The sequence below is a fragment of the Nocardia sp. NPDC005366 genome, from assembly GCF_040606855.1.
Lineage (GTDB): Bacteria > Actinomycetota > Actinomycetes > Mycobacteriales > Mycobacteriaceae > Nocardia.
Map to the genome: position 1 here is coordinate 24654 of NZ_JBEXFQ010000035.1, position 14162 is coordinate 38815.

The window sequence follows — 14162 nt, forward strand, 5'->3', positions numbered from 1 at the left end:
ACTCGAGTCCGGTTCGGCGATACGAAAGGAACGACGGCATGAGTCTGGCGGATACATTGAAGGGCCTGGTCGGCAAGGGCAAGGATGCCGCGGCCAAGAACGCCCCCAAAATCAACGAAGCGGTCGACAAGGCAGGCACCTTCATCGATCAGAAGACCCACGGCAAGTACACCGACAAGATCGAGAAGGGCAAGGAGGCCGCCAGGAAGGTGGTCCCGCCCCAGCAGCCGGGACAGCCCGGCCCGCACGCCTGACAGGTGGCGGGGATCGGTGTAGTCCGGTCCCCACCGCAGGAAGCGAAATACGGTGTCGCGCCGGGCATTCGACGGTGGCCCCGGCGATCCGCGGATCGAAGTCGAGCTGAGCAATCTCGACAAGGTGCTGTATCCGGAGACCGGGACGACCAAAGGTGAGGTGATCGCCTACTACTCGGCCATAGCCCCCGCTATGTTGCCCCATATCGCGGGCAGGCCGGTGACGAGAAAACGGTGGCCGAACGGTGTAGATGAACCGTCTTTCTTCGAGAAGAATCTGCCCTCGCACGCGCCGTCCTGGATCGAACGGCACACTGTCGAACATTCCGATCGCCGGGTGCGGTATCCGGTGATCGATTCCGAAGCCGGTCTGGCCTGGCTCGGGCAGCAGGCCGCGCTGGAAGTCCATGTGCCGCAATGGCGTTTCGACGGCGAAGCGATCGGAGCGGCGACCAGACTCGTTTTCGATCTCGATCCGGGACCGGACGCGGGGCTCGCCGAATGCGCGCGGGTGGCGCTGCTGGTGCGGGAGTTGATCGACGGCATCGGTCTGCGCGCCTTCCCGGTGACCAGCGGCAGCAAGGGGATTCACCTCTACGTCCCGCTGGCTCGGGTGCTGAGCCCAGGCGGCGCGTCGACGGTCGCCAAACAGGTCGCCACCAACCTCGAGAAACTGCATCCCGGTTTGGTGACCGCGACAATGGCGAAATCGGTACGGCGCGGAAAAGTCTTCGTGGACTGGAGTCAGAACAATCCGTCCAAAACCACCATCGCGCCCTATTCGATGCGTGGCCGCGGCCACCCCGATGCCGCCGCGCCGCGCACCTGGGACGAGATCGAGGATTGTCAGCGTCTGCGGCAATTGCGTTTCGATGAGGTCCTCGCCCGCTTCCGCGATGACGGCGATCTCCTGGCCGATCTCGATCCACCGGTCACCGCGACGCGCTCGGGCGCGACGCCCGCCGACGCGCTCTCCACGTACCGCTCCATGCGCGACCCGCGACGCACCCCCGAACCGGTGCCCGCGACGGTGCCCGACGACGGCTCGGGCGACCGGTTCGTGGTGCAGGAGCATCACGCGCGGCGGTTGCACTGGGATGTGCGGCTCGAACGCGACGGTGTGCTGGTCTCCTGGGCGGTGCCCAAGGGCCCGCCCACCTCGTCGGATCAGAACCGGCTCGCCGTGCATACCGAGGACCATCCGCTGGAGTACCTGGACTTCCACGGGGAGATTCCCAAGGGCGAATACGGTGCGGGCGAGATGACGATCTGGGATTCGGGCACCTACGACACCGAGAAATGGCGCGAGGACGAGGTCATCGTCGAATTCCACGGCACGCGACTGACCGGCCGCTACGCGCTGATCCGGACCAACGGCAACCAGTGGCTGATGCATCTGATGCGTGAGCGGTCCACCGACGGCGCACCGGCGGACAGCGTTTCCGAGCCGCAGTCGAGCCGGGTCTTCACCGTCGCTCCCGCGCGTAAACCCGTGCCGCTCCCGCGCGGTCTCGCGCCGATGCTGGCGACATCCGGCGCCATCGACGAATTGGGTTCCGACGAGTGGTGCTTCGAGACGAAATGGGACGGCTTCCGGCTCATCGCCGAAATAGATTCCGGTGCGATGACTCTGCGCAGTCGCGCGGGCAAGGTGGTGACAGGGCGATATCCGGGGCTGGCCTCGATCGCGACCGAATTGGCCGGGCACAGTGTGGTTCTCGATGGCGAGGCGGTGGTCTTCGACGATCACGGAATCGCCAATCTCGGCCTGTTGCAGGCCGATGCGGCGCGGGCGGTCTTCGTCGCATTCGATGTGCTCTACCTGGACGGAACCTCGCTGCTTCGCAAACGATATTCCGACCGGCGGCGGGTGCTCGAGGCGTTGGCCGCGAGCGCGCCGTCCATCCTCGTGCCGCCGCGCCTGGACGGGCCGGGTTCCGCCGCACTGGATCACAGCGCGCGACAGGGTGCGGAGGGGGTGGTCGCCAAGCGCAAGGATTCGGTCTACCTGCCGGGCAAACGCGGCCATTCCTGGGTGAAGGAGCGTAATTGGCGCACCCAGCGGGTGGTGGTCGGCGGCTGGCGGCGCAGCGACGCGCGAAATTTCAAATCGCTGCTCGTCGGAATTCCGCACGGGGGAAGGCTGTACTACGTGGGCCGGGTCGGCACCGGTTTCAGCGACTCCGATATGCGTGAGCTGGCTCGGCGTCTCCGCGGGTCGACACGCAAGACCAGTCCCTTCGACAACGATCTCACCGCCGACGAACAACGGGACGCGGTGTGGGTGACCCCGGAGATCACCGGCACGGTGCGTTTCATGAACTGGACCGAGACGGGCAGACTGTGGCATCCGGCCTGGCTCGGTGCGGCGGAGGCGACCGAATAGGTCCGCCCGCGAAGGTGAATGGCAGTCGCCGATGGTTTGCCGGTCTGGCCGAAGTGGCGCTGCTGGGTATCTTTGTTCCGCAGTTGTCTCGGCTCGAGAAATCAGGAGAACACGGTGGACTTCAAGAACCTGGCGAATAAGGCGATGGACTTGGCCCAGCAGAACGCGGACAAGGTCGACACGGTGATCGACAAGGCGGGCGACCTGGTCGACCAGAAAACCGAAGGCAAATTCGCCGACAAGGTCGACACCGCGCAGGATGCCGCGAAGAAGGCCATCCGCCAGGAGGGCTGAACGGTCCGTTCCGGTGCGATCGCGGTGGTTTCGGTGGCGTCCCTTCCCCCGAAACCACCGAGATCGGCTCTCGGATCGCCAGCGCCCGGCTCACTTTCGCCCCGGCCGACGCCGTTGGCGGACGACCGGTCCCCGGCTACCTCTGCTTCGGCTGCGCGAACTTGGAGGCTCCAGGCGGGGCGGTGAGGGTGTTGATCATATCGATCCCCGCGATGATCAAGGCCGGACCGCCGACGACCAGCGTGCCGACGATGCCGCCGATGGCCGCGCCGGTGGCTACCGTGCCGATGCCGAGGCCGCCGCCGAGGAATCCGATCAGTCCGATACCCGCCCCGATCACCGTGCCGACGAAAGTCCCGACGGCCGTGGCGATTCCGAACTGCGTCTCGAATGCGTCCTGGGCGCGCAGGTTCTCGATCGCGGAGGCCACCGGCGTCACCGCTACCGGGCGGGCGTGTTCGCGATCCTGGATCACGGTGAGTTCGAGAACGGTGGCGTCATCGCGTACGACGTGCGGCAGCGGGAATTCCAGACCGCCGAGCCGGAACGACAGCGGCATGGTGGTGACAGGGCGGCCCGCCGCGTCCTCGATGGTCACCGAATCCCCTGTGACGTCGAATGTTCCGCCGGTGAGGGTGGTGACGACGGTGTTGCCGACCAGACGTGTGTGGTACCCGATGTCGGGCACCTTCGCCTCCACTGGCTGGGCATGCGACGCCCCCGCGCCGACGCCGACGGCGATCGCGGCGGCGAGCGGCACGGAGGCCGCGGTGATCTTACGGAGAATCATTTCCGGGTTGTCCAATCTTCATCAGGTCGCTCGGCTCAACGCACGCTCCAACACTCCGAACCCTCCCCGTGAAGTCTTGTGGAGCCTTGATGTTTCAGATTGCTGGTAAGGAGAATTTACCGTGCGAATGTCCGTACAGACCCCGAAACCGGGGGCATTGCTCTAAGATTTTTGCCGCGAATCTTGTTATAGCGCAACGCTATAGAAATGGGTCGGTTTCGCCCCGTCCGCCGTTCGCGTGGACCGTGGTCAGATCAGCAGGTCGAGCACGACCGAACCCACACAGACCAGGACGACCAACCCGAGCGCGACCGCGTCGCGACGGGTGGGGGAACTCGGATGCGCGGTGAGCCTGCCGGTGCCGCCCCGCGCGGTGATGGCTTCGCCGAGTTCGGTGGCGCGCCGGGTCGCCACCGCCATGGCCGCGGTGAGGATATCGATGAGCGGATTGTCGGCGGCTCGGTCGACCAGGGAGTCCTTCGGGCGCAGTTTGCGCGCGGCCCGCAGCACCCGGATCTCCTCCAGTAGCAGCGGCAGGCCGCGTAGCGTCAGCGCGACGACGACGGCCCACTCGTCCACCGGCACCCGGAACCCGCGCAGCGGTGCGCCGAGTTTCGCCAGCGCCGGGGCGATATCGCCCATCGGGGTCGTCCAGGCGATGAGGAAGGACGCGGCCACCAGGATCAAGCCGAACAGGATGACCTGGGCATAGCGCAGGACGGCGGCGCCGCCCACCGGCAGGTTCAACAACGCGCCGGCGGACAGCGCGGCCCAGAACCACCAGGGCAGCCGGGGCAGGGTGCCGAGCGGCAACCGGGCCACCACGCCGATCGCCACGAGGAACACCACCATGGCCCCGAGCACTGTCCACGACGGCCAGAACATCAGCAGCACGCTGATCAGGAAGGCCGCGATCATCTTGGTGCCCGCCCAGAGGCTGTGGACCGGGCTGGAAACCGGTACCTGGCGCAGCAGCACGGTACTCATGGATGTCCTCCGTTATCGATGCGCCACGCGGCGTCGCCCGGATGCGCGATCGGTGCGGGCCGACCGTGTTGTCCCGCCCTCGTACCGATGGCCGAGGCGGTATCGGCGACCGCCGCGCCCTCCGGGATGCGCCCGGCCTCCAGGTGCACGGTGCGGTCGCAGACGGCCGCCATATCCGCCACATCGTGTGAGATCACGATCAGGGTGAGTCCGGAATCCCGCAGCCGGGCAAGCAATTCCACGATATCGGCGCGCCCTTCCGGATCCAGTCCGGCCAGCGGCTCATCGAGCACGACTACCTGGGGGCGGCTGGCGACGATCGCCGCGAGCACGACACGCTTCGCCTGCCCGCCGCTGAGTTCTTCGATCGAACGCGCCGCCAGCGCGCGATCGAGCCCGACGGCGTCCAGCGCCCGACCGACCGCGCCCGACCCGGTGGCGCTGCCGCCCCAGTTCGCGATCTCCTCGCCGACGGTCTGCTTCTGCAACTGCAACCGGGAGTGCTGGAAGGCCAGCGCGACGCTGCCGATCTGGCCGGTGACGGGTTTGCCCGCGAGTTCACAGCGTCCCGAACTCGGCCGGATCAGCCCGGCGACGATCCAGGCCAGCGTCGATTTACCCGAGCCGTTACCGCCGACGACGAGTAGCGCCTCACCCCGCCGGACCGCGAGATCGACCCCGTGCAGCGCCGGGGCCTCCCACGGGGTGCCGCGGTTGTAGGTATGGCGGATATCGCGCAATTCCAGAATGGTCTGGCCCATCGGACGACGACGGTTGTCGCGCACCGGCCGGGGCCAGGCGGGCAGCCGATCCACGGCACGGCCGTGGGCGAGGTGCACCACGCGGTCCGCCGCCGCGGCGTCGGCCTCGTGGTGGGTCACCAGCACGACCGCCATCGGGTGACGTACTGGGAGATCGGCGAGCAGCGTGACCAGTTCGCGCCTGCCGTCCGGATCGATCATCGAGGTGGCTTCGTCGGCGATGAGCAGGGCGGGTCTGCGCGCGAGCGCGGCGGCCACCGCGAGCCGCTGCTGCTGGCCGCCGGACAGGGTCGCGGTCTCCCGATCGCCCATCCCCGCGAGCCCGACCTCGCCGAGCAATGCCTCGACGTCGACCTGCTCGGCCGTGTCGGCGGGCAAGCCCCACACCACGTCGTCGGCGACGAGAACACCCAGCGTCTGGCTCTCCGGACGTTGCAGCACCAGGGCGGTGCCGCCACGGTGCCCGAGTCCGGCCGAACCGGGCCGCGACACCTCGCCCGAGGTCGGGGGAAGCCCGGCGAGCAGTCTGGTCAGCGTCGATTTGCCGGAGCCGTTGTGGCCGACGACGGCGACGAATTCACCGACCCGCACGGTCAGGTCGATATCGCGCAGCGCCTCGGTGGACGCGCCCGGATAGCGGAATCCGGCCGATCGCAGCGTGACAGGGAGGGGGGCGATGGGACGGTCGTCCGGCGGCGCGTCGAGCCGGTCGTGATTGGGCAGCCAGGCGAGCCGGTCGAGCACAGAGCCGAGCACCCACCAGGAGACCAGCGCGCTGACGATGACGCCGAGTGCGACACCGCCGCCCACCCAGGCCCACCACCAGTTCAGCACCGAATCGGTGAGTTCGGCCACCGCCTTGCCGAGCGGCTCCAGTTGGCGCTGGCGCGCCGCGAGTTCCTGCATGCCGGCCGCGGTGTTGCGGACGGTCTCGAAGAACAGTTCCCTGGTCTTCGAGAACACCAGCAGCGATCCGACCGAGAATCCGGCCCAGACCAGTCCGGCCAGCGCCGACAGTCCGATCACCGTGAACAGGCCGCGTCCGTGCCGTTTCACCCCGCCGATGATGCCGCCGATGGTCGCCGTGCCGACGACGCCGAGGGCGGGCATGACGCCCGCGGCGACGAAGGTGACCAGGGTGGCCGCGACGGTCGCGGTGACGAGGGCACGCGCCCGGTAGCGATGTGCCAGCATGCCCATGGGCACCGCGGCGACGAGTTGGAGGGCGGCGGCGAAGGGGATCACCGATCCGACGGTGATCAGCCCCACCGTGACGCCGCCGAGTACCGCTCCGGTGGCCAGCTCGATCGGGCGCAGTGGCCCGCGCACGTCGAGGCCGGTCCGGTTCACGGCACTGGGCAGTTCGCTCACGGGTCAAGTCTGCCAGTCCGGAGCCGCCGACCTCCGCGATCGCCGGTCGCGGGGTGCTCAGGCCGCCGGAGTCAGGGTGTAATCGTCCGGCTTCAGCCGCCGAGTGCGGCGTCGATAGCTGGTCACGGTCCCCGGCCAGTTGTTCGTGATGCGGCCGGAGGCGGTGCGGTACCAGCTGGTGCAGAAATTCCACGGGGTGCGGACGAGGCGTTTCTGCACAGCGGCATTGAATTGCCGTTCCGGTTCCGCGCGCACCTCGAGGTAGTGGCCGGGGCGTTCGGCGAGCAACTGGACGGCCTGGCGGATGTAGCGGGACTGGGATTCGATCATGTAGATGATGGAGCCGACGCCCAGATTGGTGTTCGGGCCGTAGACCATGAACATATTCGGGAAATCCGGCACGGTGATGCCGTAGTAGGCGTGTGCGCCACCAGCCCAGGCATCGGCGAGTCTGCGCCCGCCGCGTCCGCGAATCTCCATGGGCCAGAGGAATTCGGTGCCCTTGAAACCCGTGCCGTAGATGATCACATCGGCCGGGTGCAGGACGCCGTCGGCCGTGCGCACGCCCTCGGCGGTGATCTCGGTCGCGGCGGTCTCGACCCGCACATTGGGCTGGGTCAGTGCGGGGTAGTAGTCGTTGGAGAACAGCCCGCGTTTGCAGCCGATCGGATAGTCCGGCGTGAGAATGGCGCGCAGTTGGGGATCTTCGACCTGTTTACGCAGGTGCCGGTCGGCGATCCGGGCGACCAGACGCGTGATCACCGGAAATTCGACCAGCCCCAGCGAGATGAACTCCGCGATCGACCACCATCCGAGACGCTCGAGCCCCAGCATCCCCGGCACCCGCGCGAACAATCGGTGCTGGACGGGGGAGTAGTCGGTGTCGAATTTGGGGACGACCCAGGCGGGGGTGCGCTGGAACAGCGTCAGCGCGGCGACCTCGGGCTGGATCTCCGGAATGAATTGGATCGCGCTCGCCCCGGTACCGACGCAGGCCACCCGCTTACCGGTCAGGTCGACGCTGTGGTCCCATTCGGCGGAGTGGAAGGCCGGGCCCGCGAAGGTGTCGATTCCGGCGATGTCGGGAAACGCGGGACGCGAGAGTTGGCCGACCGCGGGGATCAGCACATCGGCGGTTCTGCTCGCCCCGTCCGCGGTGCGCACATGCCAGCGCCCGGTGTGTTCGTCGAATGCGGCGTCGGTCACCTCGGCGCCGAATTCGATGGCATCGAAGAGGTCGTGCCTGCGTGCGACACCGGACAGGTACTCGTGGATGGCGGCCTGTCCCGAGTACCGCTGCGGCCAGTCCGGCTTGGGTTCGTAGGAGTAGGAGTACAGCGGCGAGGGCACATCGCAGGCCGCGCCCGGATAGGTGTTGTCGCGCCATACGCCGCCGAGGTCGGCGGCTCGTTCCAGAATAGTGATGTTCCGGAAACCATTGCGCCGCAGTTCGATCGCGACGCCGATACCGCCGAAGCCCGCGCCGATGACCAATACCGAAGGTCCGGAGCCGGTAGAGGCCGCAGGGCCAGGGACTATTTCCATGTGATTCTCCCCACATGTGTCGGCTGATTCCACTGTAGGGGGTGCTGTGCGGAGTGATAGAGAATTTCGGCCATAATGGCCGGGTGAGGCAGGTGGTGGATCCGGGAATTCGCGACTGGGACTTTCCGCGTGGAATCGCCAGCGTGGCGCTGATGGTCGGCTACGCGGGCGAATACGGGGTGCCCGTCGCGCGAATGCTGGCCGGGACCGGTCTCGCCGAACCGATGCTGCACGACCCGGACGGCCAGATCGACGCCCACACCGAACTGGCGGTCATCCGCAACCTGGTTCGTGAACTCGGCGACCGCAGGCCCGCGCTCGGCATCGAGGTCGGCCGCCGCTACCGCATCACCACGTTCGGCATCTTCGGATTCGCCTGCGTCAGCAGTCCCACTCTCAGCGAGGCGATCGCCTTCGCGCTGCGCTACCTCGACCTGAGTTTCACGTTCTGCCTGCCGGTGGCCGAATGGGCCGACGGGGAATTCGTCGCGTGGGTGCACGACGAATCGGTACCCGCCGACGTGCGGCAGTTCCTGGTGGAACGCGACGTGACGGCGATGAACCAGGTGATGAGCGATCTGCTCGGCAGGCCGCTGCCGCTGACGCGGGCCGAATTCGCCTTCGACGAGCCTGCCCACGCCGACCGGATCGCCGAAGTGACCGTGGTCGCGCCGCGATTCGGTATGGGGCACAACCTGTTCGCCATCGACCCCGCGATCCTCGACCAGCCGCTGCCGCAGGCGAACGAGCACACCTGGGCGATGTGCCTTTCGCAATGCCGGGATCTGGTCGATCGCAGGCGAGCCCGCACCGGCATCGCGGCTGAGGTGCGCAAACTGCTCGTCCCGGGCGGCGCGGACGGATTCGCCGCCCCGGCCGGAATCGACACCGTGGCACGCGAACTGAATATGAGCACGAGGACCCTGCGCCGTCACCTCGATGCCGCGGGCACCAGCTATCGGGCGCTGCTGGACGAGGTGCGTCGCGCCTTGGCCGAGGAAATGCTGACCGCGACACCGCTTTCGGTGAGTGATGTGGCGATCCGGCTCGGATACGCGGAATCGTCGACGTTCATCTACGCGTTCAAGCGGTGGACCGGTGTGACGCCCGCCGCGTATCGCCGCGAGCGCGCGTCACGGCGGTGACGCGCACTCAGTTCGGCTGCACGCCGACCCGGCCGCCCATCGGCACCGAGCGGAAATGCGTTGTCAGGCGGTGATTCTCGTCGATGACGTGCAGCGCGATCGCGGGGTCGGGCGCGTAGTCCATCACGTGGTGCGGTAAGTCCAGTTCCCATTCCGCGCCGAGGACCGACGCGGTGCTCGGTCCGACGAGCAGGGGGCGGCCCGCGAACGTGGTCGCGGCGGAGGTATGCGCGTGCCCGGTGAGTATGCCGACGATGCGTTCGTCGCCCGCCACCAGCGCGGCGAGCGGGCCGGGATCGACCAGGGAGATCTCGTCCACCACCGGGCTGAACAGGTGTGCGGGCGGGTGGTGCAGCGCGAGCAGGATGGGGCCGTCGGCCGCCGCGTCGTCGAGCGTGTCGCGCAACCACGCGTAGGTCTCGTCGGACAACCGCCCCGCCGCTTCGCCGGGAACGCTCGAATCCAGCAGTACGACAGTCGATCGGCCGATTCGGTGCACCTGGTTGAAGGGTTCGTCGGAGGCGGGCAGACCGAGGAACGCGGTGCGGAAATTGGCGCGGTCGTCGTGATTGCCCGGGATGGCGTGGACGGGAATATCGGTGTGGAACGCGGCGCGGGCGTCGCTGTACTGTTCGGCTTTACCGGAATCGGTGATGTCCCCGGTGAGGAGGATGGCGTCGGGGCGGTGGCGTAGGCCGGTGAGAAATCTCATCACCCGTTCGACGCGTTCGGTGTTTCTGGCACCGAGATCGAAGTGTGTATCGCTGACCTGAGCCACCAGGATCATCGGCGTTCGCTTTCTCTGGGGGATCGCTTCATTGCGTCAGAGTGTGCCCACGTCGCATTCGAGGCACCTATCCAGGCTAAATGACCTCGGTATTACGCGTCGCCATGAGGCTCGCCACCGTGGTCCGCAGTGTTGTTGATCAATGATGCCGATCACATCTGTGTCATAGGCCACGCTCGGTGAGAATCGTGGTGTATAGCGTTCGCAGGGCCCGCAGGAAGACCTTCCTGTCCGATGCGGACAGTGCGGCGAGCATCGACTCCTCCTGTGCCTGGATTTCGCGTTGCGCCTGGTCGCGGATGGTGCGGCCGGCTTCGGTGATCGAGATCAGATTGACCCGGCGGTCGGCGGGATCGGGTTCGCGCCGGATGAGGCCGCGTCGCTGGAGTTCATCGAGGACGCCGATGACGCGGGTCTTGTCCGCGCCGATCGCCTTGGCCAGCGCCGCCTGGGTGTACACGGGTTCCCCGCCGAGGCCGAGCAGCACCGCGTAGCCCCACATCGTCAGCTCGTGCCGTTCGAGCACCGGCAGTTCCGCGGCCATCAGGGCGCGCCCGAGGGGCGCGATCATCGCGGCGAGGTCGGGGCGTCGGACTTCGGACATATCTAGAAAATAGCGGTTGGAATATCATAGGCGTGAGCTTACGATAAGCGTACACATACTATTTCGCCACGGCCGATGCCGAACCGAGGAGGGAAACCGATGACCACCGAAACCGAGACCGCCCGTGCGGTCGCCTCCGACCTGCTCTCGCACCACGAGGCCGCGGTCCGTACGAGTATCGAACTGGTGGACCGGGTCACCGGCGCCGACCTGCGCAAGCCGACCCCGTGCGCCGACTGGACGCTGCACGGCCTGCTCACCCATATGATCGCCCAGCACTACGGGTTCGCCGCGGCATCGCGCGGGGTGGGTGATCATGACCCGTGGAAACCACGTCGGCTGGGCGAGGATCCGGCCGCGGACTACCGGGCCGCCGCCGAACACGTCCTCGCGGCGTTCGCGGAACCCGGTGTACTGGAACGGAAGTTCCCGCTACCCGAGTTCAGTCCCACCCACCTGTTCCCCGGCGCGCAGGCCGTCGGCTTCCATTTCATCGACTACGTGGTGCATTCCTGGGATGTCGCGAAGACGCTCGGGGTCGCTGTGGTATTCGACGCCGAGGTGCTCGACGCCGCGCGCCCGGTGGCCGCCGCGGTGCCGGGCGGATCGATCAGGACCGCGCCGGGAGCCGCGTTCGCCCCGGAGGTGCCGTGGTCGGGATCGGCGGCGCTCGACGAGATCGTCGCGCTGCTCGGCCGCGCCCCGGACTGGACGAACTGATCGGATTCAGCCGTCGCCGAGCAGTTCGTTCGCCCGGCGCAGCAGGCCGGTCGGATCGGCGGCGGCCTCGGGCGCGGGCTGCCAGAAATCCGAGTCCGGTGTCGCCTCCAGATCGAGTTCGGGCGGTGTTCGCCACGATGCCGTCAGCCCGAGCCGCCACGAATGCAGGTGGGCCCGTCGGTGCGCGCCGGTCTTGTCGAACAGCGGATCGCCGACGATCGGATGACCTATCCACGCCAGGTGCACCCGGATCTGGTGGCGTCTGCCGGTGATCGGACGCAGGGCGAGGACGGCGCGTCCACCGGTGCGCGCGACCGTCGCGAAATGGGTGACGGACGGATAGCGCTTGGTGTCGAGCAGTTCGTCCTCGTCGACATACCAACGGCCCGAACCTGATTCGCGGATCGCCTCGCGGGGCGCGGCGATCCGCACCCGGTTCTTGCGCCCGACGCTCAGCGGCAGATCGATGATCCCCCGATCCGGCAGTCCTGGGTCCTCCACGATCGCGAGGTAGGCCTTGCGGGCGGTCTGCTTGTTGAACTGTCGGGTCAGCTCGCCGTGCGCGGTCAGATCCGAGGCCAGCAGCACCAGCCCCGACGTCGCCTTGTCTATCCGGTGCACCGGGTAGAGCGTCTGCCCCGCCGCCGCGGCGAGTTGGACGATATCGGTGTCGTGTCGCTCGCCTGTCACCGAAATTCCCGCGGGCTTATTCAGCGCGAGCACCGCGTCATCGGCGGTGACGAGGTAGCGCTCACGTAACTGCGGCCAGTTCATCTGCACCGGGAGGAGCCTAATCGGGGCGTTCGAGCCGAGTCCGACATATTCTGGGACTTGCCCGCTCTTCCGAATTCCGAGACCACGTCTCGGCTGCGAGTAGGAGAAACCAGTGAGCACACATGGCACCGAAGCGGGGGAGAACCAGGGCGGCGCGTCGCGGCCGTCGACATCCGAGAAGGCCGGTCCCAAGGCGTCCGGCTCAGGTCGAAGCGGCACCGGCGGGCGACCGACACCGAGTGTCATGCCGCGGAAAAAGCCGGTCTGATCAGGCATCCTTCGGGCGCAGAAGGTGCGGCCGCAAGCGGTTGAAGCCGCGGACGCGGACGCTGCGCAGATTTTTGAGATCGAATTCCGGATCACCCGCGAGCGCGGCCGCCGCACCGTCATCGATCAGGATGGTGCCCGGCCGTGCCACACCGGTGAGCCGGGACGCCATATTCACCACCGAGCCGTACAGATCGCCGAAACGTAGCAGCACCTGGCCGTAGGCGAGGGCGACCCGCAGTTCCGGGGTGCCGCCGACCATCATGGTCGATTCCTGGATCGCCAGGGCGATGCGCGCCCCCTCGGCCGCGGTCTCGGCGGCGAACATCACCTCGTCGCCGACATTCTTGATCACCCAGCCGCCGTTCTCCGTGATCGCCGCCGTCGTGGTCGATTCGAACGCCTCCAGCAGCATGGACAACTCGTCCGGGTGCAGATGCCTGGTCAGGCGGGTGTAGCCGACCATATCGGCGAAACCGACCGCGAGTTCCCTCGTGGAATCCTCGGCGGTGCCGCCATCGATCGAACGGGCCAGCGCCGCGGCCAGATGTCGCCGCCACGCGTAGGTCTGCAATTCCTCCAGCGCCGAGACCGTCTCCTCGGTGGCGGTCCTGGCGATCTTGGCGAGTTCCTCGGGGTCGGTCACCGCGCCGTCGGTGGTGGCCGCCTCGACGCGGCTGGCGATTTCGGCGAGCACCAGATCCGACTGCCATTCCGCGAGGCGCGCCATACCCTGGCCGAGGGTCCGCGCGGCCGCGGCCTGCTGGCGAAGTCCGGATTCGGCGACCACATTCAGGCCGCGGAAAACGCGGACGGCCGACACGTCGGCGTCGGTGTAGTCGACGGCGTCGTCGGCGTTGACGGGGAAGCCGAGCGCCGTCCAGAGTTTGCGGGACACCTGCTCGGACACACCGGAACGCCCGGCGACTTCGGCGCGGTTGTACCGGCGTTCGCCGTCGAGCAGATACGACTCGACGACGGACTGGACGAGCTTGGAGATCTCGGTCGCCACCATATTTCGTACCTTACGGCTCCGATCGGCCCGGCGGCGGCGATGAGCGGGGAGTTGGCCTACCTCACAGCGGGCGGCCGGGTTTCAGTTCTCTTCACCGGGATTCGCCGCCCTATCGCGTACTCGGGAGGATTATCAACGCCAGCACGACGCCGAGCGCGATACTCGACCCGGCCAGGATCGTGATCACGGTCGACTGTGTGAGCACCGCTATGGCGATCGTGAACGCGAGACAGGTCATCGCGGCCAGGACGGCGGTCCCCACTTCCACACCGGCGATTCGGGTTGGTCGCTCATCCGTCACTGTCATACCTCGCTGATTACCCAGATGCTGTCGTTACGAAACCGTGATCAGCGATTCCACTCCCACTTCCGTGTAGGTGAACCGCCGATCATGTTGCATGCCAAGAGTTTTCGGTGTTCTCGTCCCGTATAGCGCCCCGCCGGTATGTCGAAGAATCCGAG

Annotated in this window: 14 protein-coding genes; 5 read left to right on the forward strand and 9 right to left on the reverse strand. The window is 67.4% G+C overall.

Annotated features, from left to right (window positions below; genetic code table 11):
• Positions 1–38: 38 nt before the first annotated feature.
• The 3 genes from ABZS43_RS30185 to ABZS43_RS30195 all read left to right on the forward strand — a co-directional run bounded on the left by ABZS43_RS30185 (position 39) and on the right by ABZS43_RS30195 (position 2934).
• Positions 39–254, forward strand: coding sequence for an antitoxin (locus ABZS43_RS30185; RefSeq protein ID WP_355039377.1), 216 nt, complete (start codon positions 39–41; stop codon positions 252–254).
• Between the two features lie 52 nt (positions 255–306).
• Complete coding sequence (locus tag ABZS43_RS30190; protein WP_355039378.1) at positions 307–2640, forward strand: ATP-dependent DNA ligase; 2334 nt, start codon at positions 307–309, stop codon at positions 2638–2640.
• Positions 2641–2754: 114 nt separating this feature from the next.
• On the forward strand, positions 2755–2934 hold the full coding sequence (locus tag ABZS43_RS30195) for an antitoxin (protein WP_355039379.1): 180 nt from the start codon (positions 2755–2757) through the stop codon (positions 2932–2934).
• Between the two features lie 136 nt (positions 2935–3070).
• On the opposite strand, the gene ABZS43_RS30200 is transcribed toward ABZS43_RS30195, so the two are convergent.
• The 4 genes from ABZS43_RS30200 to ABZS43_RS30215 all read right to left on the reverse strand — a co-directional run bounded on the left by ABZS43_RS30200 (position 3071) and on the right by ABZS43_RS30215 (position 8388).
• Entirely contained in the window at positions 3071–3724 is a 654-nt protein-coding gene (locus tag ABZS43_RS30200) for an ammonium transporter (protein WP_355039380.1), read from the reverse strand.
• A 249-nt stretch (positions 3725–3973) separates the two neighbouring features.
• A complete protein-coding gene (locus ABZS43_RS30205; protein WP_355039381.1) occupies positions 3974–4711 on the reverse strand; it encodes an energy-coupling factor transporter transmembrane protein EcfT in 738 nt (245 codons plus the stop codon).
• Positions 4708–6843 carry an ATP-binding cassette domain-containing protein gene (locus tag ABZS43_RS30210; protein ID WP_355039382.1) on the reverse strand — a complete coding sequence of 712 codons (2136 nt, stop codon included), beginning with the start codon at positions 6841–6843 and terminating at the stop codon, positions 4708–4710. The genes ABZS43_RS30205 and ABZS43_RS30210 overlap by 4 nt, the downstream gene beginning before the upstream one ends.
• A gap of 57 nt (positions 6844–6900) precedes the next feature.
• Entirely contained in the window at positions 6901–8388 is a 1488-nt protein-coding gene (locus ABZS43_RS30215) for an NAD(P)/FAD-dependent oxidoreductase (protein ID WP_355039383.1), read from the reverse strand.
• A gap of 83 nt (positions 8389–8471) precedes the next feature.
• Here ABZS43_RS30215 and ABZS43_RS30220 point away from each other — a divergent pair, with 83 nt between their 5' ends.
• Entirely contained in the window at positions 8472–9533 is a 1062-nt protein-coding gene (locus ABZS43_RS30220) for an AraC family transcriptional regulator (protein ID WP_355039384.1), read from the forward strand.
• Positions 9534–9540: 7 nt separating this feature from the next.
• Here ABZS43_RS30220 and ABZS43_RS30225 read toward each other — a convergent pair whose 3' ends face one another.
• Positions 9541–10320 (reverse strand): metallophosphoesterase, encoded by a 780-nt coding sequence (locus ABZS43_RS30225; protein WP_355039385.1) that lies wholly within the window; start codon positions 10318–10320, stop codon positions 9541–9543.
• Positions 10321–10483: 163 nt separating this feature from the next.
• Positions 10484–10924 carry a MarR family transcriptional regulator gene (locus ABZS43_RS30230; RefSeq protein WP_355039386.1) on the reverse strand — a complete coding sequence of 147 codons (441 nt, stop codon included), beginning with the start codon at positions 10922–10924 and terminating at the stop codon, positions 10484–10486.
• Between the two features lie 99 nt (positions 10925–11023).
• On the opposite strand from ABZS43_RS30230, the gene ABZS43_RS30235 reads away from it, so the two are divergent.
• On the forward strand, positions 11024–11644 hold the full coding sequence (locus ABZS43_RS30235; RefSeq protein WP_355039387.1) for a TIGR03086 family metal-binding protein: 621 nt from the start codon (positions 11024–11026) through the stop codon (positions 11642–11644).
• 6 nt (positions 11645–11650) lie between these two features.
• On the opposite strand, the gene ABZS43_RS30240 is transcribed toward ABZS43_RS30235, so the two are convergent.
• The 3 genes from ABZS43_RS30240 to ABZS43_RS30250 all read right to left on the reverse strand — a co-directional run bounded on the left by ABZS43_RS30240 (position 11651) and on the right by ABZS43_RS30250 (position 14007).
• On the reverse strand, positions 11651–12418 hold the full coding sequence (locus ABZS43_RS30240; RefSeq protein ID WP_355039444.1) for an RNA pseudouridine synthase: 768 nt from the start codon (positions 12416–12418) through the stop codon (positions 11651–11653).
• A 268-nt stretch (positions 12419–12686) separates the two neighbouring features.
• The gene (locus ABZS43_RS30245; RefSeq protein WP_355039388.1) at positions 12687–13700 is read right to left on the reverse strand and encodes an adenylate/guanylate cyclase domain-containing protein; all 1014 of its coding nucleotides are present in this window, start codon (positions 13698–13700) and stop codon (positions 12687–12689) included.
• Between the two features lie 109 nt (positions 13701–13809).
• Positions 13810–14007, reverse strand: coding sequence for a hypothetical protein (locus ABZS43_RS30250; RefSeq protein WP_355039389.1), 198 nt, complete (start codon positions 14005–14007; stop codon positions 13810–13812).
• Between the last annotated feature and the right edge of the window lie 155 nt (positions 14008–14162).

Coding starts and splice junctions, on each gene's coding strand:
- ABZS43_RS30205 (WP_355039381.1), bottom strand. CDS start 4,711: ATGAGTACCGTGCTGCTGCGCCAGGTACCGGTTTCCAGCCCGGTCCAC.
- ABZS43_RS30200 (WP_355039380.1), bottom strand. CDS start 3,724: ATGATTCTCCGTAAGATCACCGCGGCCTCCGTGCCGCTCGCCGCCGCG.
- ABZS43_RS30235 (WP_355039387.1), top strand. CDS start 11,024: ATGACCACCGAAACCGAGACCGCCCGTGCGGTCGCCTCCGACCTGCTC.
- ABZS43_RS30225 (WP_355039385.1), bottom strand. CDS start 10,320: ATGATCCTGGTGGCTCAGGTCAGCGATACACACTTCGATCTCGGTGCC.
- ABZS43_RS30185 (WP_355039377.1), top strand. CDS start 39: ATGAGTCTGGCGGATACATTGAAGGGCCTGGTCGGCAAGGGCAAGGAT.
- ABZS43_RS30250 (WP_355039389.1), bottom strand. CDS start 14,007: ATGACAGTGACGGATGAGCGACCAACCCGAATCGCCGGTGTGGAAGTG.
- ABZS43_RS30215 (WP_355039383.1), bottom strand. CDS start 8,388: ATGGAAATAGTCCCTGGCCCTGCGGCCTCTACCGGCTCCGGACCTTCG.
- ABZS43_RS30245 (WP_355039388.1), bottom strand. CDS start 13,700: ATGGTGGCGACCGAGATCTCCAAGCTCGTCCAGTCCGTCGTCGAGTCG.
- ABZS43_RS30240 (WP_355039444.1), bottom strand. CDS start 12,418: ATGAACTGGCCGCAGTTACGTGAGCGCTACCTCGTCACCGCCGATGAC.
- ABZS43_RS30230 (WP_355039386.1), bottom strand. CDS start 10,924: ATGTCCGAAGTCCGACGCCCCGACCTCGCCGCGATGATCGCGCCCCTC.